The 22,190-nt window shown below is 29.3% G+C and carries 19 protein-coding genes and 1 pseudogene; 16 read left to right on the top strand and 4 right to left on the bottom strand.

Features of this window, described 5'->3' with window-relative positions; genetic code table 11:
- Positions 1–50: 50 nt before the first annotated feature.
- The gene (gene htrA, locus Bmayo_RS00515) at positions 51–1,475 is read left to right on the top strand and encodes a DegQ family serine endoprotease HtrA (protein WP_075551828.1); all 1,425 of its coding nucleotides are present in this window, start codon (positions 51–53) and stop codon (positions 1,473–1,475) included.
- A gap of 177 nt (positions 1,476–1,652) precedes the next feature.
- Positions 1,653–2,246 (top strand): phosphoribosyltransferase, encoded by a 594-nt coding sequence (locus Bmayo_RS00510; RefSeq protein WP_075551827.1) that lies wholly within the window; start codon positions 1,653–1,655, stop codon positions 2,244–2,246.
- Here the strand turns inward: Bmayo_RS00510 and Bmayo_RS00505 are convergent.
- The gene (locus tag Bmayo_RS00505; protein ID WP_075551826.1) at positions 2,243–2,764 is read right to left on the bottom strand and encodes a hypothetical protein; all 522 of its coding nucleotides are present in this window, start codon (positions 2,762–2,764) and stop codon (positions 2,243–2,245) included. The genes Bmayo_RS00510 and Bmayo_RS00505 overlap by 4 nt on opposite strands.
- A 22-nt stretch (positions 2,765–2,786) precedes the next feature.
- Entirely contained in the window at positions 2,787–4,175 is a 1,389-nt protein-coding gene (asnS, locus tag Bmayo_RS00500) for an asparagine--tRNA ligase (RefSeq protein ID WP_075551825.1), read from the bottom strand.
- A gap of 163 nt (positions 4,176–4,338) precedes the next feature.
- Here asnS and murI point away from each other — a divergent pair, with 163 nt between their 5' ends.
- The 14 genes from murI (at position 4,339) to Bmayo_RS00430 (ending at position 20,027) form a co-directional block, all read left to right on the top strand.
- The gene (gene murI, locus Bmayo_RS00495; RefSeq protein ID WP_075551824.1) at positions 4,339–5,121 is read left to right on the top strand and encodes a glutamate racemase; all 783 of its coding nucleotides are present in this window, start codon (positions 4,339–4,341) and stop codon (positions 5,119–5,121) included.
- The gene (gene rsgA / locus Bmayo_RS00490) at positions 5,118–6,050 is read left to right on the top strand and encodes a ribosome small subunit-dependent GTPase A (protein WP_075551823.1); all 933 of its coding nucleotides are present in this window, start codon (positions 5,118–5,120) and stop codon (positions 6,048–6,050) included. Before murI ends, rsgA begins: the two co-directional genes overlap by 4 nt.
- Positions 6,040–8,385 (top strand): endonuclease MutS2, encoded by a 2,346-nt coding sequence (locus Bmayo_RS00485; RefSeq protein WP_075551822.1) that lies wholly within the window; start codon positions 6,040–6,042, stop codon positions 8,383–8,385. The genes rsgA and Bmayo_RS00485 overlap by 11 nt, the downstream gene beginning before the upstream one ends.
- Positions 8,386–8,390: 5 nt before the next feature.
- Entirely contained in the window at positions 8,391–8,777 is a 387-nt protein-coding gene (locus Bmayo_RS00480) for a hypothetical protein (protein ID WP_075551821.1), read from the top strand.
- Positions 8,778–8,963: 186 nt separating this feature from the next.
- The gene (locus tag Bmayo_RS00475) at positions 8,964–9,563 is read left to right on the top strand and encodes a V-type ATP synthase subunit E (RefSeq protein WP_075551820.1); all 600 of its coding nucleotides are present in this window, start codon (positions 8,964–8,966) and stop codon (positions 9,561–9,563) included.
- 9 nt (positions 9,564–9,572) lie between these two features.
- Positions 9,573–10,118: a hypothetical protein gene (locus Bmayo_RS00470; protein WP_075551819.1), complete on the top strand. Its 546-nt coding sequence runs from the start codon at positions 9,573–9,575 to the stop codon at positions 10,116–10,118.
- Positions 10,119–10,131: 13 nt separating this feature from the next.
- On the top strand, positions 10,132–11,859 hold the full coding sequence (locus Bmayo_RS00465) for a V-type ATP synthase subunit A (protein ID WP_075552483.1): 1,728 nt from the start codon (positions 10,132–10,134) through the stop codon (positions 11,857–11,859).
- Between the two features lie 20 nt (positions 11,860–11,879).
- Positions 11,880–13,184 (top strand): V-type ATP synthase subunit B, encoded by a 1,305-nt coding sequence (locus Bmayo_RS00460; protein WP_075551818.1) that lies wholly within the window; start codon positions 11,880–11,882, stop codon positions 13,182–13,184.
- A 2-nt stretch (positions 13,185–13,186) separates the two neighbouring features.
- Positions 13,187–13,783 carry a V-type ATP synthase subunit D gene (locus Bmayo_RS00455; protein ID WP_075551817.1) on the top strand — a complete coding sequence of 199 codons (597 nt, stop codon included), beginning with the start codon at positions 13,187–13,189 and terminating at the stop codon, positions 13,781–13,783.
- A 10-nt stretch (positions 13,784–13,793) separates the two neighbouring features.
- Positions 13,794–15,620, top strand: a complete 1,827-nt coding sequence (locus Bmayo_RS00450) for a V-type ATP synthase subunit I (protein ID WP_075551816.1) — start codon at positions 13,794–13,796, stop codon at positions 15,618–15,620.
- Positions 15,621–15,643: 23 nt separating this feature from the next.
- Entirely contained in the window at positions 15,644–16,078 is a 435-nt protein-coding gene (locus Bmayo_RS00445; RefSeq protein ID WP_004790144.1) for an ATP synthase subunit C-like protein, read from the top strand.
- A 70-nt stretch (positions 16,079–16,148) separates the two neighbouring features.
- On the top strand, positions 16,149–17,120 hold the full coding sequence (locus tag Bmayo_RS00440; protein WP_075551815.1) for a hypothetical protein: 972 nt from the start codon (positions 16,149–16,151) through the stop codon (positions 17,118–17,120).
- Positions 17,121–17,151: 31 nt separating this feature from the next.
- Positions 17,152–18,957 carry a translation elongation factor 4 gene (lepA, locus tag Bmayo_RS00435; RefSeq protein WP_075552482.1) on the top strand — a complete coding sequence of 602 codons (1,806 nt, stop codon included), beginning with the start codon at positions 17,152–17,154 and terminating at the stop codon, positions 18,955–18,957.
- Between the two features lie 119 nt (positions 18,958–19,076).
- Positions 19,077–20,027 carry an L-lactate dehydrogenase gene (locus Bmayo_RS00430; protein ID WP_075551814.1) on the top strand — a complete coding sequence of 317 codons (951 nt, stop codon included), beginning with the start codon at positions 19,077–19,079 and terminating at the stop codon, positions 20,025–20,027.
- Between the two features lie 34 nt (positions 20,028–20,061).
- Here the strand turns inward: Bmayo_RS00430 and Bmayo_RS00425 are convergent.
- Together Bmayo_RS00425 and Bmayo_RS00420 are read right to left on the bottom strand one after the other, a co-directional pair.
- A pseudogene (locus Bmayo_RS00425) lies at positions 20,062–21,595 on the bottom strand (YifB family Mg chelatase-like AAA ATPase); the annotation flags it as partial.
- Positions 21,592–22,017 carry an iron-sulfur cluster assembly scaffold protein gene (locus tag Bmayo_RS00420; RefSeq protein WP_075551813.1) on the bottom strand — a complete coding sequence of 142 codons (426 nt, stop codon included), beginning with the start codon at positions 22,015–22,017 and terminating at the stop codon, positions 21,592–21,594. The gene Bmayo_RS00420 and the pseudogene Bmayo_RS00425, both read right to left, overlap by 4 nt.
- Positions 22,018–22,190: the final 173 nt, after the last annotated feature.

The raw sequence follows: 22,190 nt of genomic DNA, 5'->3' as shown, positions 1-22,190 counted from the left end.
ATATTTAAATATTATTTGTAAAATCAAGTAATTATGTGGAGGTTATAAAAGTGGAAAAAAAGTTTTTTTCTGGATTTATTCTCAGTTTTTTGGCTTTGGGTATTGGGTTTTTTATTGGAATGCATTATTTAGATTCTAATAGAAGCAACATTGTTTTTGCAGAAGAAAAGGATAATACAGTACAAGCTTTACAAGATTCTTTTAGGGAAGTTTCCAAGAAAATTTTACCATCATCTGTGGAAGTTCATGCAACAGGGGTAATTAAGCAGAGCTTCCCTATTCCATTTTTCTTTTTTGATATGCCAGAATTTGATTCTGAGAGAAAAAGCAATTGGGCAGGGTCTGGAGTAATAATTGGTAGAGATTCTCAAAAAAAATCATTATTTTATGTGGTTACGAATAGTCATGTAGTAGATAAGGCGACTGAACTTGAAGTTGTGTCTTACGACAAGAAAAAGCATAAGGCTAAGTTAATTGGTAAAGATGAAAAAAAAGATATTGCTCTTATTAGCTTTGAAAGTGATGACGCAACTATTAAAGTAGCTGATCTTGGAGATAGTGATAAGCTTGAAATAGGCGATTGGGTTATGGCAGTAGGCAGTCCTTTTCAATTTAGTTTTACAGTTACAGCAGGTATTGTAAGTGGGTTGCAACGTTCTGCAAATCCTAATTTGCAATCAAGAAATTTATTTATTCAAACTGATGCTGCAATCAACAGGGGTAATTCAGGTGGTCCTCTTGTAAATATAAAAGGTGAAGTTATTGGAATTAATGCTTGGATAGCTTCAAATTCTGGTGGAAATATTGGGCTAGGCTTTGCAATTCCTGTTAACAATATTAAAAGTACTGTAGATTTTTTCCTTAAAGGTAAAAAAATAGAATCGGCTTGGCTTGGAATTTCTTTTTATCCGTTAAAGACAAGAGATTCTGAGGTGCTAAAAAGCTTGGGGGTTGAAAGTAATGATGTTTCAGCTGCAATTATTGCCTCTCTTTATCCAGGTTCACCTGCTGTTAAGTCAGGGCTTAGAGCAGGAGATATTATTGTGAAGGTTAATGGGGTTCCTATGAGCGTTTTTCAAGATGTTACATCATATATTAGTGATTTTTATGCTGGTGAGAAAGTAAATGTAGAAATCTTAAGAGGTAATGTCAAAAAAAATATTGAGATTGTTCTTGCCGTTAGACCTAAGGATAAAGAGCTTTCTTCTTCAAAGATGCTTCCAGGCTTTGTTGTGTATCCATTGGTTGAGGATATAAAAGCTCAGCTTAATTTAAGAAATTGGATTAAAGGCGTTGTTGTTGATTATATTGATAAAAATTTAGGATCAAACATTAAGATGAAGTCAGGAGATGTAATTCTTTCTGTAAATTCAAAAAGTGTTTCTAATTTAAGAGAATTTTATGATGCTCTTGAGATTGGAAAAAATACTTATAAAATTTTAAGAGGAAACGATTCTTTTAAAATTTCATTTTAGTAAATTTTACTTTTGGGTTAAGAGTTGATCTTAACCCTTTTTTGTTTTATGTATAATTGCAAAGCGTTGTTTTAGATTTTAATGTTTTTATTTTGTGCAAATATTTATGCATTAATTTGCAAGTGAAATATTTTGTAAATAAAATTTATTGTTCTTAGGAGGGAATAAGTTTAAATTATGAAGAAATATGTTTCTTATGAAGAGATAAGAGTTAATGGATTTAAGCTTGCTTATAAAATTTATAAAGATGGATTTATTCCAGATATTATGTATGTCTCTTTGAGAGGGGGAGCCTATCTTGGCAATATTATTAGCGAATTTTTTAAATTTATAAAAGTAGATAAACCTCTTTTATATGCTGCTGTTGTTGCTAGATCTTATGATATTTTTAATGAGCAAAAAAAGATAATGATAGATGGTTGGACTTATGATCCAAAATATCTAAGGGCAGGTGATAAAGTTTTATTTGTTGATGATATTTTTGATACGGGCCGTACTATTGTTTATTTGAGAGGTGAAGTTTTAAAAAAAGGAATAGAGAGTAAAAATGTTAAAATAGCAGTTTACGATTATAAGGATCATGGATTTGTAGATTATATTCCTGATTATTATGTTAATAAATATTCTAACCAAGAAGAATTAAATACTTGGATTCATTATGGAAATCATGAGTTGACAGGATTAAATGAAAGTGAATATAAAAATAGTTTCAAATACATAGATGATGAGCTTAATGAGGTTTTAAAATTTTTGATAAAAAATAAATCTTAATTATTGTCCTCTATATATTCTATTAAAGTGTATCCCTTTGTTTTTAGCATTTTAATTATTATTCCTAGATTATCTTTTGATATTGGGCCGATTAGCATATGAGTTTTTTCGGTTTTAACTGGAAATTTATCAGTATTTTTAATTGCTTGAAAGGTATCATCTTTATAGCTAGGATAAACTTTAACATAACTATTTGTTGTAAAATTTACATCATTTGCGGTTTTTTGATTGATATTATTGCCTAAATTTCTTTTGGGGTAATTAATTTTTTTTGATTTTTGTATGTATATATTGGAATTTATATTTTTTTCGCTGTTTGTATCTCTTTTTAAAATTGATTCTTTTTTGATCTTTTTGCTGTTTGAGTTTGAATCGTAAGTCTTAGATTTTTTTTTTATTTTTGTTTCTACGTTTGAAAATAATTCCAATTTATTGTTTAATTTTTCATCTTTTACTGAAAATAATTTTGTTATAAAAAGAAAGAGTAGCATTACTTTGTAAAGTTTTGTTAATTTCATCTTTTTGTTTCCTTTCGTTTGATTAAAAATAAAGATTTTTAGGAGTTCTTGGAAATGGTATTGAATCTCTTATATTAGATATTCCTGTTGAGTATTGCACCAATCTTTCAAGTCCAAGCCCAAAACCAGAATGAGGAGTGGATCCAAATCTCCTTAGATCAAGATACCAGTTTAGATGTTCAATGTTTAGGTTTAATTCTTTTATTCTATTTTCTAGTTTTTGTAGGTCATCTTCTCTTTCGCTTCCTCCTATAATCTCTCCAATTCTTGGAACAAGTATGTCCATTCCTTTAACGGTTTTGTTGTCTTTATTTGCTTTCATGTAAAATGCTTTGAAATTTTTTGGATAATCAATGACCACTACTGGTTTTTTAAAAGTCTCTTCTGTTAAGTATCTTTCGTGATCTGTTTGCAAATCTATTCCCCAGTAAGGTTTTATTTCAAAATTTTTTTTTGAGTTTTCAAGAATTTCAATTGCTTTAGTATAGGTAATAACCTCAAAATTTGAATTTATTACATTTTCCAATTTTTTAATTAAACCTTTTTCAATATAATTTTCTAAAAAATCCATATCTTGTGAACATTCGTTTAAAATTGAACTTAAAAGATATTTCAAGAGATCTTCTGCTAGGGCAATATTGTCTTTAAGCCTATAAAAAGCCATTTCTGGTTCTATCATCCAAAATTCTGAAGCGTGGCGTGTGGTGTTAGAATTTTCTGCTCGAAATGTTGGGCCGAATGTATATATTTTAGATAAAGCCATCGCATATGCTTCCCCGTGCAATTGGCCGGTGACAGAGAGAAAAGCTTCTTTTCCAAAAAAATCGTCTTTAAAATCAAGATTGCCAAGTGCATTGTTTGGTTTATTAAATTTTAGTGTGGAGACTCTAAACATTTCTCCGGCACCTTCCCCATCATTTGATGTAATTATTGGTGTATTAATATAAAAAAAACCATTTTTTTGGAAATATTCATGAATTTTGTATGAAATTTTATTTCTTACTCTAGCAATAGCTCCAAATGTGTTGGTTCTTATTCTTAAATGAGGTATTTCTCTTAAAAATTCAAAAGAATGTTTTTTCTTTTGCAATGGGTAAGTTTCTGGGTCTGTTTCTCCGATTACATTAAAGCTGTGTGTTTTTATTTCATAATTTTGCCCTTTTGCGGGACTTTCCACTAATAGTCCCGTTAGCGATATACTTGCGCCTGTTGTTAGTTTTTTTAGATCTTTTTCACTAAATTGATTTTCTTCTTCGTTTATTACAGCTTGAATTCCTTTAAGTGTTGAGCCATCATTAATTTCTATAAATCCAATCTTACCATTACTTCTCTTGGTTCTAATCCAGCCGTTTATTGTAACATTGCTGTTTAAAATTGGCTTTTTTAAAATATCTTTAATGCTTATAAACATTTTATTTATCATCCTAAATACTTATTAATATTGCTAAATCAATTTTATTATAGCTTAAAACCTTTTTTAAAAAAAACATTTTACAATTTTTATTATTTTAATTCTTGATATTAACTTTGTTAATATTTATACTTTATTTTTTAGGGGTGATTATTATTTTGTAATGAAAAATTTCAAAGAAGTAATAATTGTTTTTGATTCAGGAATAGGGGGACTTTCTTATTTAAAATATATTAAAAATAAAATAGGGGGATACCAATATGTTTATGTTGCCGATAATAAAAATTTTCCCTATGGAGAAAAAAGACCTGAATATCTTTTAGAAGCAGTTTTGTTTTTAATTGAGAAACTTAAAAAAATCTATAATATTGGCGCATTAATTTTGGCTTGCAATACAATTTCTGTTAGTGTATATAATAAATTAAATTTTGTTTTTCCTGTGGTCTATACTTTGCCAGAGATAAGTTCAGTTTCAGATCTTGCTTTAAAAAGAGTTCTTTTGATTGCAACAAATACTACTCTTGAAAGCAAATTTGTTAAGAATCAAGTAAATATACATAATGATTTGATTGTAAAATCTGCTGGAGAGCTTGTTAATTTTGTTGAATATGGAGAGAAGTACAAAAAAGATGCTCTTAAATGTTTGGAAGCTTTAAAATTTGAAGTTGTAAATACTGATAGAGAAATTGTTTTTCTTGGATGCACACATTATTTGCATCTTAAGACAATGATAGAAGATTTTTTAAAAATTCCTGTTTATGAGAATCGTGAATTAGTGGTACAAAATCTTATCAGATCGATGAATTTTACTGAACATAAAGGTAATTATTATAAAAATGATGTTGATTTTGTAGATGAGTTTTATTTAACTAGAAATAAAAATTTGACTTTTTATCAAAAATTTTGCAAAAAATATAATCTCCGATTTAAAGGAATGATAGTTTGAATTATCTTGAATTTGAAGTTATTTGGGGAGTTAATAATATATATTCTATTTTAGAGCTTAACAGCAAATTAATTTATGAAGGAATTTTTAAGGGCAAGGTATTAGAAACGGGCTGTAAGGAGTACAGCCCGCTAGTTCCAGGAGATATAGTCTTAGGGTATATTTATGGTTCTCGTAAGGTGTATATTGATAAGCGATTAAATAGGAAAAATATTCTTTGGCGTTATAACAAGAAAGCAGATCTTAGACAGACAATTGTTTCTAATATTGATAATGTTTTGATTGTAAGTTCTGCTAACTTTCCTGAGATGAAAAATTTTTTTATTGACAGAGTTCTTGTTGTTGCAGAAGAGCAAAATATTGTTCCTGTTATTGTGATTAATAAAATTGACAAAGGAATAAGCCAAAGTGCGCAAGAATTTTCTAAAATTTATGAAAATCTAGGATATAAGGTTTTAAAAACTTCTGTTAAAACTTCTGAGGGGATTAAAGAAGTAAAAGAGGTTTTGAAAAATTCAAGAACTTCTTTTATTGGGCAGTCTGGTGTTGGTAAATCTTCTTTGATAAATTTAATTGATTCAAGGGCCTCTCAATCGGTAAATGAAATTTCACATAAGTATTCTAGAGGAAAACATACTACTGTTTATTCAATATCATTTCATTCTGAGATTGGAATAATAGTTGATACTCCAGGAATAAAGGAGTTTGGAATTGAAACATTGCCTTTTGAAAATCTTAAATATTATTTTAAAGAGTTTGAAAATTTTGCTAATTTTTGTAAATATAAATCCTGTTTGCATGCTAACGAACCTTGTTGTTCTGTTACGAGTTCTTTAGGCAATGGTATTGCTAAGCTTAGATACGAAAGCTATTTAAAGATTTTGTCAGAGCTTAAAAATTATAAAAATTATAAAAATTATGCAAGATAAACAAGATAAATATTTAAAAAATATTGACTTTTATGAAATTTTATCTTTAGTGTCTAAATACACTTCTAATCCAGACACTGTTAATTTACTAATTAATCAAAAAATATTAAAAACAAGAGAAAGTTTAGAGAAAATGCTCTCCTTTGTTAGTCTCATTAGAATGCTTTTTGAGAGTTGTAAAGGGTATCCAAACTCTTTTATAAATAGTTTAAAATACCCTATTTCATTATTGTCAAAAGAAAATTCAAGAGTTTCTATTGACAATTTGAGAGATATTTTAGTGTTTTTAGATGAGGTTTTAAGAATAAATTTATTTTTGCATAAAAATAGTGATATCAAATATCTTAATATTCAGATTTTATCTGATTTATTATTTTTAAACCCAGAGCTAAAAAATTTGCTTAATGAATTGAAAGAATATATAGATGTTGATGCTCTTGAATTAAAAAGTGGTGTTGTAAAAGAATATGATTCGATTGAATTTGAAATTAAAAATTTAAATAGACGAGTTGAAAATCAAATAAAAAGAATAATTAATTTGAACGCAGAATATTTGACTTCTAATTTTGTTTATTATAAATCGAATAAATATACTATCGCTCTTAAGTCTAATTTTAAAGGCAAAATTAAGGGTAATATTATTTCTATTTCGTCATCAGGTGAAACATTCTATATTGAACCAAATGATATTGTAAATGATAACAATAGGTTAAATTATTTGAGTTTAGAAAAAGAAAGAATAATTTTAAAAATTTTACAAAATCTTTCTGCTAAAGTTCATGACAACATTGTTCTTTTAGACAATCTTTATAATAATTTTTTGTATTATGACTCTTTAAAAGCACGGGCGATTTATGGAATTAAAACTAAAGGGGTATTTCCTGAGATTTCAAATGTATTGAATATTTTTGATGCGCATCATCCTTTGTTAAAGGATTCAAAGGCAATAACTTTTACTCCTGTTGAGAATTGTGTTGTAATTATTACTGGTCCTAATGCTGGTGGAAAAACAGTAACTTTAAAGACAATTGGACTACTTAGCGCAATGTTTCAATTTGGGATTCCTATTGCTGTTAGTGAGTCTAGTACTTTTAAAATTTTTGACAACATTTTTATTGACATCGGCGATGAGCAGTCAATTTCTAATTCTCTTTCAACTTTTTCAAGTCATATGAGCAATATTTCTTATATTTTAAAACATGCTACAAAAAATAGTCTTGTAATATTTGATGAATTTTGTTCAGGCACGGATATTGACCAAGGTCAGGCGCTTGCTATTTCAATTCTTGAATATTTAATCAATATTAATTCTTATGTTTTAATATCAACTCATTATAATGCTCTTAAATATTTTGCATATACCCATGAAGGCGTTGTTAATGCCTCTATGCAGATGGATTTAGAGACGATGCAACCCAATTATAATTTAATTTTTTCCATTCCTGGCGAAAGTTATGCGTTTAATGTTGCTAGTAGGGCTTTAATTGACAGCAGCATAATAATTCGTGCTAATGAAATTTATGCCTCTCAAAAAACAGAAGTTAATGAAATTTTAGAAAGATTAATAGAGAAAGAAAAAGATTTGCTTTTAATTAAAGAGAGTATTGATAAGAAATTAATACAAATAGAATTGCAAGAAAAAGAAGTAGAAAACCTTTATCAAGATCTTTTATTAAAGGAAAAAAATATTGAGATAGAGCTTTTAAATGAGCAGAATGAATTTTTAAAAAATTCAAGAAAAGTTTTAGAAAATTTAGTTAGAGAGATAAAAGAGGGCAATATTAATATTGCAAAGAATAAAGCTTTTATATCGGATTTGGAAAAAAATGTAGACCTCAAGTTAAATAAAGTAGATTCTCTTAACAATAAGAGAAGTATGGCTGTGGATTTTAAAATAGGAGATAGGGTTAGGATAATCAATTCTAATGCAAAAGGAAAAATAGTTGGGATCTCAAAAAAGAAAATCACTGTTAATGTAGGGACTTTTAATATCAGCGTTTCTAGCTCAGAGATATCTTTGGAAAACTTTAAAGAGCAGAAAAAAAAAGGCGGTAAAAATTTTGACTTTTCAATTGATTATAATAAGGAAAATTTGTTAAGTTTTACCATTGATATTAGGGGTATGAGGTCTTTTGATGCTCTAGACTTTTTGAATAAGAAAATAGATAATATTATATTAAATGGCATTAATAAATTTGAGATCATTCATGGAAAAGGGGAGGGTCATCTTATGAGAGAAGTTCACAATTTTCTAAAAGAGCTGAAGTTTGTTAAAAAATATTATTTTGCTCACCCTAGTGATGGAGGGTCTGGAAAAACTATAGTTGAGATTTAATTTAAGTGAATATATCAAAATTTAATGAATTTGAAAATATATTGTTTCACATTTGTCTTGATGTTGATTTTGTGCTTGAGAATGAATTTGGCAATTCTTATGATATTCATCCCAACAGACCCTTTAGGGGTAAGGCTGCAAATGGTCTTTTAGATGGTCTTTTTAGTGTTGCAACAACTTTTACATCAGGCTATGGATCTAAGTTTGGAAGAGGTTATTTGATTATTATTGAGATATTAACTTTAAATTTTGTTGATGATGAATTTTGGGATAAGATAAATAAAAGGGGTATTGAAATCTTTAGAGAAGGGCTTAAAAGTAAATTTCCAAGCAAAAATCTCGATATAGTGCTTGATGGCAATGTTTATAAAATTATTGGGCCATTTTTTTAATGGTTGTATTATTTCTAATAATTGAGAATAAATATATTCTTTAAAGAAGTATTATTGTGCTAATTTGATATGTTTTTTAATATTGTAAAATTTTTGATATTAAAAATTTATTGTATACTTTTTTAAAGTTTTGTTTGCTAATAAGTGTTAAGTTATTATTTTTATGTTGTATAATAAGGAGTTTTAATGCAATTTGAAGTAAAAGATCTGATAAATAAAATTAAAAAAGATGGGCTTGAAGAAGCTGAGAGATTATCCAATGATATTATTTTGAAGGCTAAAAAAGAGGCAGAAGAAATAGTTGCTAGAGCAGAAGAAGCCTCCAGAGCATTAAAGGCAAAATCAGAAAAAGAAGCTAATGATTATAAATGTCATGCCCTTGAAGCTTCTCGTCAGGCAATCAGAGATTTAATTATTGGCGTTGAAAAGAATCTTAAATCTCTTTTTGAAAATGCTTTAAAAGATAATGTAGCAGAAGTTTTTAGTGATAATAATTTCTTAGCAGAGCTTATAATTAAAATAACGGATTCTTGGGCTAAGGGAGAAAAATTAGTTATTCGATTAAATGAATCTGATTTTTCTAGTTTAGAGCAGATAATAAGGCTAAAACTTGGAAATAAGCTTAAGGAAGGGATGGAGCTTAGGCCTTTTAAAGGCATAAGCAAAGGTTTTAAGATTCAGAAAAAGAATGTTGGTTTGCATTATGATTTTTCAGCTGAAACTATTGCAGACATTCTTTTTGATTATCTTAATCCAAGATTTAAGGAAGTTATAAAAGTGGTCTAGGAGACTTTTGTGTTGAATTCATATTATTATGTTTTAGCTTCTTTGCCTTATATTGATTTAAAATCTTTAAAAAATTATAGCGTTTCAGATTTTTTGAATAATGTCGAAATTTCTTTAAGTAAAAAGGACTTTGATTTTTTAAAAGGGGTCTTAGAATTTAATGTAGATAGGGGTAAATCAAGGGTTATTGATCTTTTTCTTGATTTTGAAGATACAATAAGATATACGCTTGCAGCTTTAAGAGCAGAAAAATTGGGGTTATCTAAGGATTTTTATTTAGAATCTACTTATTTTTCAAGTTACTATTTGAGTATTTTGAAAAACATCTGTTTGAAAGAAAATTCTTTTGAAATAGAATTAAGTTTTGACCTTCTTAAGTGGCAATTTTTGACTGATCTTGAGGTTGGACATGAATTTGATTTTGAGAAATTGATAATTTACTTTTTAAAGTTAAGGTTATTTTTAAGGCATAATTTATTTAAAGAAAAATTGGGTATTCAAAATTTTGACAATATTTGTAAAAATTTAATTGATAAAACTAATGAAAAAGTTTAGAAAAGGAATTTTAATGAATACAAAAGGAAAAGTTGTTGGAGTTAATGGAAACTTAGTTACTATTGAGGTAGAAGGTTCAGTTTCTATGAATGAAGTTTTATTTATAAAGACCGCTGGTAAAAATTTAAAAGCAGAAGTAATTCGTATTAGAGGCAATGAAGTTGATGCACAAGTTTTTGAATTGACAAAAGGGATATCTGTTGGAGATCTAGTTGAATTTACAGACAAACTTTTAACAGTTGAACTTGGACCGGGCCTTTTAACTCAAGTATATGATGGACTTCAAAATCCTTTGCCTGAATTGGCTATTCAATGTGGATTCTTTTTAGAAAGGGGAGTGTATTTAAGGTCCTTAAATAAAGATAAAAAGTGGAATTTTAAAAAAACCGCAAAAATTGGAGATATCGTTATTGCAGGAGATTTTTTGGGTTTTGTAATTGAGGGAACTATTCAACATCAAATAATGATTCCATTTTATAAAAGAGATTCTTATAAAATTATGGAGATTGTAAATGATGGTGACTATTCTATTGATGAGCAAATTGCTGTAATTGAAGATGATTCTGGTATGAGGCATAATATTACAATGTCTTTTCATTGGCCCGTTAAAATTCCTATTACTAGCTATAAGGAACGACTTATCCCTAGTGAGCCTATGTCGACTAAAACTAGAATTATAGATACATTTTTCCCAGTTGCCAAAGGAGGTACTTTTTGCATCCCAGGTCCTTTTGGAGCTGGAAAAACGGTTCTTCAGCAGGTTACAAGTCGAAATGCTGATGTTGATGTAGTTATTATTGCAGCTTGCGGTGAACGAGCAGGAGAGGTGGTAGAAACTCTTAAGGAATTTCCCGAATTGATAGATCCCAAAACCGGTAAATCTTTAATGGATAGGACTTGCATTATTTGTAATACATCTTCAATGCCAGTTGCAGCCAGAGAAGCTTCTGTTTATACTGCTATTACTATTGGTGAGTATTATAGGCAAATGGGGCTTGATATTCTTCTTTTAGCAGATTCAACTTCAAGATGGGCGCAAGCTATGAGAGAAATGTCTGGTCGTCTTGAAGAAATTCCTGGTGAAGAGGCTTTTCCGGCGTATCTTGAATCTATTATTGCTTCCTTTTATGAAAGGGCAGGCATTGTAGTTCTTAATAATGGTGATATTGGATCTGTAACAGTTGGTGGTTCTGTAAGCCCTGCCGGTGGTAATTTTGAAGAGCCAGTTACTCAAGCAACTTTAAAGGTTGTAGGAGCATTCCATGGACTTACAAGAGAAAGGTCTGATGCTAGGAAATTTCCAGCTATTAGCCCTCTTGAATCTTGGAGTAAATATAGGGGTGTTATTGATTCTGAAAAGACAGAATATGCAAGATCTTTTTTGGTAAAAGGTAATGAAATTAATCAAATGATGAAAGTTGTTGGTGAAGAGGGTATAAGTAACGAGGATTTTTTAATTTATTTGAAGTCTGAACTTCTTGATTCATGCTATTTACAACAAAATTCATTTGATCCTGTTGATGCTGCTGTAAATTCAGAGCGTCAAAATTATATGTTTGATATAGTTTACAACATTCTTAAAACCAGTTTTGAGTTTTCGGATAAGCTTCAAGCAAGAGATTTTATGAATGAATTAAGGCAAAATATTTTAGACATGAATCTTTCTCCTTTTAAAGATTATAAGTTTAATAAATTGGAGCATGCTTTGAATGAATTGATAAATTTTAAAAAGGTAATTTAGGGGCTTTGGAGAATATATATATGAAAAGAGTCTATAGTAAAATAGAGTCTATAGCAGGCAATGTAATAACTGTTACAGCTCAAGGTATTAGGTATGGCGAGCTTGCTATTGTGAAAGCAAAAGATACAAGCTCTCTAGCCGAAGTAATTAAACTTGATCGAGAAAAAGTTTCTCTTCAAGTTTATGGTGGTACAAGAGGTGTTTCCACGTCAGACGAAGTAAAGTTTTTAGGGCATTCAATGCAAGTTTCATTTTCTGACAATTTGTTGGGCAGAATTTTTGATGGTTCTGGAAATCCTAGAGATGGAGGGCCTTCTCTTGATGATAGTTTGATTGAAATTGGGGGGCCTTCTGCAAATCCTACAAAACGTATTGTTCCTAGAAATATGATAAGGACAGGGCTTCCAATGATAGATGTTTTTAACACTCTTGTTGAATCTCAAAAATTACCAATCTTTTCTGTTTCTGGCGAGCCTTATAACGAGCTGCTTTTGAGAATTGCACTTCAAGCAGAAGTTGATTTAATAATTATTGGTGGAATGGGACTTAAAAATGATGATTATTTGACTTTTAAAGATTCCTTAGAAAAAGGGGGTGCTTTAAATAGAGCAATTTTTTTTGTTCATACCGCTAATGATTCTGTTGTTGAATCTTTAACTGTTCCTGATATTTCGCTTTCTGTTGCTGAAAAGTTTGCCCTCAAAGGCAAGAAGGTTTTAGTGCTTCTTACAGATATGACAAATTTTGCTGATGCGATGAAAGAAATATCTATTACGATGGAACAAGTGCCTTCTAATAGAGGTTATCCTGGAGATTTATATTCTCAGCTTGCATATCGTTATGAGAAAGCTATTGATTTTGAAGGTGCAGGATCGATTACAATACTTGCGGTTACAACAATGCCGGGGGATGATGTTACTCATCCTGTTCCTGATAACACTGGATATATTACAGAAGGTCAGTATTATTTAAAAGGCGGCAGAATAGAGCCTTTTGGGTCGCTTTCAAGACTCAAGCAAATGGTAAACAGTAGGACTAGAGAAGATCATAGGACTATAATGGATTCAATGATCAAGCTTTATGCATCTTCAAAAGAGTCTGTAGAAAAAAAGGCTATGGGATTTAATATGACCAAGTGGGATGAAAAATTACTCAAGTATAGCAATATGTTTGAAAGTAAGATGATGGATTTGTCTGTTAATATTCCCTTAGAAGAAGCTTTAGATTTAGGTTGGGACATTCTTGCTAGTTGTTTTAGCCCAAAGGAAACGGGAATAAAAACAGACCTTATTGAAAAATATTGGCCTAAAAAAGAGACTTATTGATTATGTCTAAAATTAAATTGACCAAAAATGATCTTAAAAAGCAAAAAGACGTACTTAAAATGTTTAAGAGATATTTGCCTACTTTGCAGCTTAAGAAGCAACAACTTTATATGGAAATTGTTAAAATTGAGAATTCTTACAGAATTAAAAATCTTGAGCAACAAAAACTTAAAGAGAGTATTTCTAATTGGATTTCTCTTTTTAGCGAAAAATTTCCTTTTGAGAGTTGGATTCAAGTAAAAACAGTAGTCAAAAAGTCTTTAAATATTGCAGGGGTTGCAATTCCTATATTCGATTCTATTGAATATGAAGACATAAGGCATGACTTACTTTTTACCCCTTATTGGGTAGATAAGGGGATTGAAATTCTTAAGATTGTGATTCAAATTGACGTAGAACTTAAAATTTTAAAAAAACAGATTGATTTGCTTTTAAAAGAGTTTCGAGTAACATCTCAGAGAGTTAATTTATTTGAGAAAGTTATGATACCAACAGCTAAGGCTAATATAAAAAAAATTAATGTATATCTTGGAGATCAGCAAACGGCATCTGTTGTAAGAGGTAAAATTGCTAAATCTAGTTTGATAAAAAAAAAATAGGAACAAGCTTATGATTGTAAAAATGAAAAAAGTTTTACTTTTAACTTTATCAAAATATAAAAAAGAATCATTAGAGATTTTAAGAGATTTTGGAGCAGTTCATATTAATTCTTGCAATAAAGATTCAGATTCTTTAAAAAAAAGCATTGATAATAGGCGAATTTTAATGCAAGCTTTTTCGCTGCTTAGAGAAGATGGAGGTGTTAAAGCTTTAAAATCTTCTAATGGAAATTTTTTAGATATTGCAAAAAGCATAGTCAATTTGGGTAATGAAATTAAAGAATTTCAAGATATTAAACGATCTTTATTGCATGAAAGGAATTTGATTTCTGTTTGGGGAAATTTTTCTTTAGAGAATATTGACAAATTGAAAGAGTCTAGCATTTATATTCAATTTTTTAAAATCCAAAAAAGTGAATATAAAAATTTATTAAGAGATCCCAATGTTAATGTGTTTTTGATTAAAAACGTAAAAAACGCTTCTTATTTTGTGAGTGTTGGAGAGTTTGAGCAAAAAATTGAAATTGCTGATGAGTTTAAGTTTAAGTTTGATCTTGATTATATTAATAATAAATTAAAGGTTGTTGATGAGATTTTAGATCAAAAATTGACTCAAATTTCTCTTTTTAATAAATATATTGATATTTTAAGAGATGAGATAAAAAATTACGATCAAATCGTAGAGTTTGAGCAAGTTTTAGCTGATATGCAAACTGATTTTGAGGATTTTTCGTATATTACAGGATTTATTCCAGCTGAAAGTCAAGAATCTCTTAAAAGCTCAGTTTTAAAAGCAGGCTTTGCAGTTCAATTTGCAGATCCCGAAGAGAATGATATTATTCCAACTTGTATAAAAAGAAAAGGAATTGCCAATTTAGCTGCACCTATTTTTAATATTTTAGAGACAATTCCTGGATATAAAGAAAGGGATATAAGTTTTATCTTTATGTTATTTTTCTTTGTGTTTTTTGGTATGATAATAGGTGATGCGGCTTATGGAGTGATATTTTTTTTGATAGGAATTTTGCTTAGTTTGAGCTTTCTTCTTAAAGGGAAGCCTTTAACACCAGTTCATGGTTTAATATTTTATTTAAGTGTATCATCGATACTTTATGGCGCTATGACTGGGACCTGGTTTGGTAGTCCTTTAATTCTTGAAATGTTTCCTATTTTAAATTCATTTAAAGTTAGTTATTTGACAGAGAAAAATAGTGTGCAAAATATTATCTTTATCTGCTTTTCGATAGGAGTTTTGCAAATTTCATTAGCTCATGTTTGGAATTTTTTCAGACAAGTAAAAGAAAAACCTCATATTCATTCAATTGCACAGATTGGTTGGCTTATGGGGATAGTTGGGCTTTATTATCTTGTTTTAAATTTGATACTCAGTCAATCTCGATTTCCCATGTATAATGCTGTTTATAATGTAATATATTTTGGCGTTGCGCTTGTATTTGTTTTTGGCAAGCAAGATGGTTCAAATTTTTTCAAGTGTATATTGAAAAGTTTTGGAGGTATTATAGAGCAGTTTTTAACCACTGTGTCGGGGTTTGCAGATATAATATCTTATATTAGACTTTTTGCAGTTGGACTTGCAGGACTTTCAATCTCGGCAAGTTTTAATGCTATGTCAATACCTTTATTAAAATCTTCTAATATTGGTCTTGTAGTGGCTGGGATTGTTGTTATACTTTTTGGACATGTTTTAAATATAATGCTATCTTTGCTTTCAGTAATTGTTCATGGAGTAAGGCTTAATATGCTTGAATTTTCAAACCATTTAGGGCAAGAATGGAGTGGATATGCTTATAAGCCTTTTAGAAAAATAAAAAAATAAAGAATAAATAAAAAGGAGTACTTATGGATATAGGTTTAATAGGGGTTAATTCAGCTTTGACAATCTCAGCAATAGGGTCTGCGTTGGGTATGGGAGCAGCCGGTAGTGCTGCTATTGGAGCATGGAAGAGGTGCTATATGCAAGGAAAGCCAGCACCATTTTTATTGATTGTTTTTGTCTCAGCGCCATTGACTCAAATAATATATGGATATATTTTAATGAATACATTATATGAGGTAATGATGCAGACAAATCCATGGTTGTTGCTTGGAGCTGGTCTTGGCGGTGGATTTGCTATTGCTGTTTCTGGATTTGCTCAAGGTAAAGCGGCAGCAGGCGCTTGTGATGCTTTTTCTGAGACCGGGAAAGGATTTGCTACATATCTATTAGTTTTGGGATTAATAGAGTCTGTTGCTCTTTTTGTAATGGTATTCTTAATGATATTTAAGTTTGTTTAATTTTGATTTATTATTTCTTTAATATTAAATTTTCTCGCAATTTATGAGTTAATTTAATATATTGATTATTATGAGGAATTTGGTTTTATTTTTTCTTGTTTTGCCTTTTTCTATTTCTTTGAATTCTTCAAGTAATAAAAATTTTCCGTATTGGATTTTACTTGAAAAAGGTAGGCAATTTCTTTATTCTAAATCTGAATTTGGTAAGTCTAATCTTACACATGCTATTAATTATTTGCAGGAAGCTTTGCTTAGAAAAGGCGTTTATCCTGAAGCTAGTTATTATTTGTCAGTAGCTTATGGTATGTCTGGGAATGCTATTCTTGAAAAATTAAACCTTTACAAGTCTTTTGAAGACAAAGATTATTTGCTAGATGAATCTTTTGAAAAAAAAATACTTTTTTCTTTAGCTAAAATGGCTGAACTTGAGAATAATTATGTTGATACGATTGATTATTTGAATGATATATTAAACAAGTTTTCAACTAAAAAAGATTATTATAGTTATCATGATTATTCTCAAGGCGAAAATAGTATGCCAAACAGTGAATTTAATGTTTCATTTTATTTAACTTCTTATTTAAAGCAAGTAAGAGGAGCTTTCGGTATTGATTTTACTTTTAATCTTTACAGATTTAAGAACTACAATGTTATTGATACTCATCAATTATTGTCAAAAGTTTATTTGCGTTTAAAAGCTTATGAACTTTCAATTACTCATGGGCTTATAGCTGCAGTAGGGATTTTAACAAGAATGTATGATTATGTTTGTTATTATGAACCCGTGTATCAGTTTAGAAATTTAAGATCTTTTGTTCAAAAAATTAATGAGTATAAGGCAATAAAAAATGCTTTTGAATCTACAGATTTTTGGGAAATAGTTTATAATGTTGCTGTTGCTACTTATGCATATTCTAATGGTAATTATAGATTTAGAGCAATAGATACTTGGAAATTAATAGTGGATCTTGCACCAAGATTTTCTCCTTATATTGCGAAATCAAGAAGTCAAATTAAAAATTCTGTATATTTAAAAAAATAATTTTTAAATCTTGACTTGTAGTTCAGGGGGAATTAGTATTAGTATTCGTAAGAAAAATTTTTGTATTATTGCACACATTGATCATGGTAAATCTACATTAGCTGATCGATTTATTCAAAAGGCTAAAATAATATCTGATCGTGATTTTAAAAGTCAAATGCTTGACAGCATGGATATTGAGCGAGAAAGAGGAATTACAATAAAAAGTCAAGCAGTAACAATTACTTATAAAAGTAATGATGGTGATTTTTATGAGTTAAATTTTGTAGATACTCCAGGTCATGTTGATTTTTCTTATGAAGTCTCAAGAGCAATTTCATCTTGTGAGGGTGCTCTTTTATTAATTGATGCAAGCCAAGGAATACAAGCGCAGACAGTTTCTAATTTTTATATGGCTTTTGAGCATGATTTAGAAATTATTCCTGTTATTAATAAGATAGATCTTCCAAATGCAAATATTGATTTTGTAAAAAAGCAAATAAAAAATGACTTGGGATTAAATGAAGAAATTGCTATTTCGATTTCTGCTAAGAATGGAATAGGAATTGACGATTTGCTTGAAGCTATTTGTAAGTACGTGCCATCTCCTAGAGGAAGTATTAAGGATCCATTAAGAGCATTGATTTTTGATTCGCATTATGATTCTTATAGAGGAGTTGTTGTTCACTTTAGAATTTTCGAAGGACAAATTAAGACAGGCGATAAGATTAGGTTAATGCATACTAATAGTGAGCATTTAATTGAAGAGATTGGAATTTTTAGAATATCACTTGAAAGAAAAGATAGGTTAGATGCAGGAGATGTTGGATATTTTATTGCAGGAATAAAAAATATATCAGATGTGAAAATTGGAGATACAGTAACCCTTTGTGATTGTCCTGCATTATCTCCTCTTGAGGGATTTAAAGAAGTTAAGCCTGTAGTATTCTCTTCAGTGTATCCTGTTGATGCTAATCAATATGATGATCTTTTAAAGGCAATGGATAGATTAAAGCTTAATGATGCATCGTTAACATTTGAAAAAGATTCATCATCGGCCCTTGGACATGGTTTTAAGTGCGGATTTCTTGGTCTTTTACATTTAGAGGTTATTCAAGAACGTATTGAGCGTGAATTTAATTTAAATGTGATATTAACTTCTCCTTCTGTTAGATACAAAATAACTCCTAAAAAGGGAGAATCTTATTTTATTGAAACTCCTGAACAATTTCCTGGAAATGAAGCTATTGAAAGTGTTCTTGAGCCTTATATTAAGGCAAATATTATTGTTCCTACAGAATTTTTGGGAAATATTATGAGTGTGTGTTTGTTAAAAAGAGGAGTGCAGACAAACTTAATTTATCTTGATACTAAGCGTGTTGAACTTATTTATAAAATGCCTCTTTCTGAAATCCTTTTTGATTTTTATGATAAGATTAAATCTGTGAGTCGTGGATATGCTTCTTTTGATTATGAACTTTTAGATTATGAATATACAGATTTAGTAAGATTGGATATATTGGTCAATGGGGATAGAGTTGATGCGCTCTCTCAGTTGGTTTTTAAAGATAGTGCCAGAGCTAAGGCTATTGGGATTTGCAAAAAGTTGAAAGATGAAATAGCAAGGCAACAATTTAGAATAGCCATTCAAGGCGCTATTGGTTCTAATGTTATTGCTCGAGAGACAATCTCTCCTGTTAGAAAAGATGTTACTGCCAAGTGTTATGGTGGTGATATTACTCGTAAGCGAAAACTTTTAGAAAAGCAGAAAGAAGGTAAAAAGCGAATGAAGATGGTAGGAAATGTTGAGATTCCACAAAGTGCTTTTCTTGCGGTTCTAAAATCCAATGATAATTAAATTTGTTTTTAATTTTTTGTGCTATGTGATTGGCAAAGCTCTTAGAAATGCGATAAAATATTTTATCATTATTTATTTAAAATTAGCTGTACATAGTTTAAATTTATATGGAGTAATTTATGCTTAAGTCTAATAAAGTTGTTCTTATTGGAGCTGGTGGGGTGGGTTCAAGCTTTGCTTATGCTTTGACAATAGACAATTCGCTTGTACATGAACTTGTGATTATTGATGTTAATGAAAATAAAGCAAAAGGTGAGGTTATGGACCTTAATCATGGCCAAATGTTTTTAAAAAAGAATATTAATGTATTGTTTGGAACTTATAAAGATTGTGCTAATGCAGATATTGTTGTAATTACAGCAGGACTTAATCAAAAACCTGGTGAAACAAGACTTGATTTGGTTGATAAAAATTCTAAAATTTTTAAAGATATTGTAACCAATGTTGTATCTAGTGGTTTTGATGGTATTTTTGTCATTGCAAGTAATCCTGTAGACATTATGACTTATGTTACAATGAAATATTCCAAATTTCCTATTCATAAGGTTATTGGTACTGGTACTATTCTTGATACTTCAAGACTTAGATATTTTTTAAGTGATCATTTTAATGTGAATACTCAAAATATACATTCATATATTATGGGTGAGCATGGTGACAGTTCTTTTGCTACTTGGGATGAAACAAAAATAGCAATGAAGCCTTTATCAGAATATCTTGCTGAAGGCAAAATAACTGAGTCTGAGCTTGATGAAATTCATAAAAAGGTTGTGAATGCTGCTTATGAGGTGATTAAGCTAAAGGGGGCAACCTATTATGCTATTGGGCTTGGTATTAAGAATATTGTAAATGCAATAATTGGAGATCAGAATGTTATTCTGCCAATATCTTCTTATATTAATGGTCAGTATGGGGGATTAGTTAAAGATATTTATATTGGAGCACCTGCTATAGTTTGCAAAGAAGGGGTTAAAGAAGTTTTAAACTTTAAGATAAGCCCTAAAGAACTTGAGAGGTTTAACAGTTCTGCTAATCAGCTTAAAAGCTATATTGATAAAATAGAATTTTAGTTTTGAAAACCCCAAATATTTTAGGGGTTTTCCATTTTTCAAGCATATTTTCTCCGTTTTTTCTATGTTCAATTGCTTCAAGTAAGGCTTCCTTTGAAATATTTTTTTCTTCTTTTAAATCGGAGATTGTTCTTGCAATTTTTAGTATTGAATGCGTTGCTCTTGAAGATATGTTTAGTTTGTTTAGAATATAAATCAAATCATTTTTTAAGATTGCACTTAATTCGCAAAATTTTTCAATGTGATCGGAATTAAGATCAGAATTTTTATTTATGTTTGCAAAATTTTCGTATCTTATATTTTGAATGTTTCTTGCTTTTATTATTCTTTGTTTTATTTCTCTTGAACTTTAGATTGTTTCGCTTAGTAATTTTTCATTATTAATTGCTCTTGTTGGGACTCTAATATCAATTCTATCAAGCATTGCAGCTCCAAGTTTTTTCCAATAATTTGAAATTTCTTGTTGTGAGCAAAAACAATCTGTATTTTTTTTGCCAATATTTCCACAGGGACAAAGATTCATTGCAAGCATTAGTTGGAAATTGGCAGGGTATTTAAATAATTTAGAACTTGCTCTTGAGATTGAAATTGATTTGTCTTCAATAGGTTCACGTAAAGATTGTAAGATAGATTTTTTAAATTCTAAAGCTTCATCTAGAAATAATATTCCGTTGTGGGCAAGAGATACTTCTCCAGGTAAAGGATTGGGCCCTCCCCCGATTATTCCTTCTTTACTAGCAGTATGGTGAGGATTTCTAAAAGGTCTTTGTTTTATTATCTTTCTGTTTATTAATTTCCCTGATATTGACCATATTCTGTTTGTTTCTATTAGCTCTTTGTTTGTAAGTGGAGGAAGAATAGATTGAGTGCACTTAATACTAAGTGTTTTTCCGCTTCCAGGTGGACCAAATAACATGATGTTGTGCCCACCAGCAATTGCTATTTCAATTGCTCTTTTTGCTCTTTGTTGTCCTTTTATATTTTTAAAGTCATAATCTAAAATATTATCTTCTTCAATTGTTGTTTGTTGTTTAATGTTTGTTTTTGGGGGAAGTATATTGTAGTTTAATTGTTCTATTATTTTTATACTTTCTTTTAAATCTTTAACACCCCAAATATTCAAGTCATTTATTAGACTAGCTTCTTCTAAATTTTCAAAGGGAACTATTGCAAATTTTATTTCTTTTTCTTTATCAAGAGCAATAGCTGGTAAAACTGCTTTTATTGATCTTATTTTGCCATTTAATTGTAATTCTCCTAATATTAAGATTTCTAAATTTTTATTATCTTTGTTTTCTTGGATTTTAATAATGCTAATAGCAATCGAAAGGTCAAAAGCTGTTCCAAGCTTTTTAATTCCAGCTGGTGCAAGATTTATTAATATTCTATCTTTAGGGAAATTAAAATTTGAATTCTTGATAGCTGATTTTACTCTTTCTCTTGATTCTTTAATTTCACTCCCAGCAAGCCCTACGATATCAATTCCAGAATTTCCTTTTTTTAATGTCTATTTCAATCTCAATTAGTTCTCCTTCATATCCGATTGATGAGTGTGAATAGATCTTCATTTAATAGCTCTCCTTAAAGGCTTGTAGTTTTCCAAACTATCTTTTAATGATTTGTATGGCAATAAAAAACAGTCTTTTCTATTTGTATTTGTAAATACGTCAAAAATTTTTAAACTTGTGTCAATTTCGTCTAGATTTGCAAAATCATTGTTTATCACTTTTTGTACTAAATTTAGGATTTCGAGTTTTGGTTTGTTATTGCATAATTTGTTTAAAACGTTTGCGCTTGCAAGTAAAATCATGCATCCAGATGCATGATGTTTTAAATTAAATTTTCCGTTATTTGTTTCTATTATTTGGAATAAAATTTGATCTCCACATTTAGATTGATGTTTGAAATTCTGGCTTGTTTTTGATTTTATTATGTAATTATTTATTTTACTAAGCCTTATTAATTCTTTTTTAGTTTTTTCAGTGAGCATGATTTAATTTTATTTTCTTTGATTTATTAAATCAATAATAAAAGATAATGTGAAGATTTTTAAATAAATAATTTTAAAAATATAGTATATAGTTGAAATTGTTTTGAGATTTTTAAAGATTAAAATAATGTTTATTAATCCTAAAATGAAAGTTAATCAAAAAAAGAAAAAAT

Source organism: Borreliella mayonii (assembly GCF_001945665.1).
GTDB classification, from domain to species: Bacteria; Spirochaetota; Spirochaetia; order Borreliales; family Borreliaceae; genus Borreliella; species Borreliella mayonii.
This window is presented reverse-complemented; position numbering and strand designations above follow the sequence as displayed.

What these genes read in the sequence shown, in the direction of transcription:
- murI (WP_075551824.1), top strand. Translation starts at nt 4,339, where the DNA reads ATGAAAAATTTCAAAGAAGTAATAATTGTTTTTGATTCAGGAATAGGG.
- Bmayo_RS00450 (WP_075551816.1), top strand. Translation starts at nt 13,794, where the DNA reads ATGATTGTAAAAATGAAAAAAGTTTTACTTTTAACTTTATCAAAATAT.
- Bmayo_RS00445 (WP_004790144.1), top strand. Translation starts at nt 15,644, where the DNA reads ATGGATATAGGTTTAATAGGGGTTAATTCAGCTTTGACAATCTCAGCA.
- Bmayo_RS00430 (WP_075551814.1), top strand. Translation starts at nt 19,077, where the DNA reads ATGCTTAAGTCTAATAAAGTTGTTCTTATTGGAGCTGGTGGGGTGGGT.
- Bmayo_RS00505 (WP_075551826.1), bottom strand. Translation starts at nt 2,764, where the DNA reads ATGAAATTAACAAAACTTTACAAAGTAATGCTACTCTTTCTTTTTATA.
- Bmayo_RS00460 (WP_075551818.1), top strand. Translation starts at nt 11,880, where the DNA reads ATGAAAAGAGTCTATAGTAAAATAGAGTCTATAGCAGGCAATGTAATA.
- Bmayo_RS00465 (WP_075552483.1), top strand. Translation starts at nt 10,132, where the DNA reads ATGAATACAAAAGGAAAAGTTGTTGGAGTTAATGGAAACTTAGTTACT.
- Bmayo_RS00455 (WP_075551817.1), top strand. Translation starts at nt 13,187, where the DNA reads ATGTCTAAAATTAAATTGACCAAAAATGATCTTAAAAAGCAAAAAGAC.
- Bmayo_RS00475 (WP_075551820.1), top strand. Translation starts at nt 8,964, where the DNA reads ATGCAATTTGAAGTAAAAGATCTGATAAATAAAATTAAAAAAGATGGG.
- Bmayo_RS00440 (WP_075551815.1), top strand. Translation starts at nt 16,149, where the DNA reads ATGAGGAATTTGGTTTTATTTTTTCTTGTTTTGCCTTTTTCTATTTCT.
- Bmayo_RS00485 (WP_075551822.1), top strand. Translation starts at nt 6,040, where the DNA reads ATGCAAGATAAACAAGATAAATATTTAAAAAATATTGACTTTTATGAA.
- asnS (WP_075551825.1), bottom strand. Translation starts at nt 4,175, where the DNA reads ATGTTTATAAGCATTAAAGATATTTTAAAAAAGCCAATTTTAAACAGC.
- Bmayo_RS00510 (WP_075551827.1), top strand. Translation starts at nt 1,653, where the DNA reads ATGAAGAAATATGTTTCTTATGAAGAGATAAGAGTTAATGGATTTAAG.
- Bmayo_RS00420 (WP_075551813.1), bottom strand. Translation starts at nt 22,017, where the DNA reads ATGCTCACTGAAAAAACTAAAAAAGAATTAATAAGGCTTAGTAAAATA.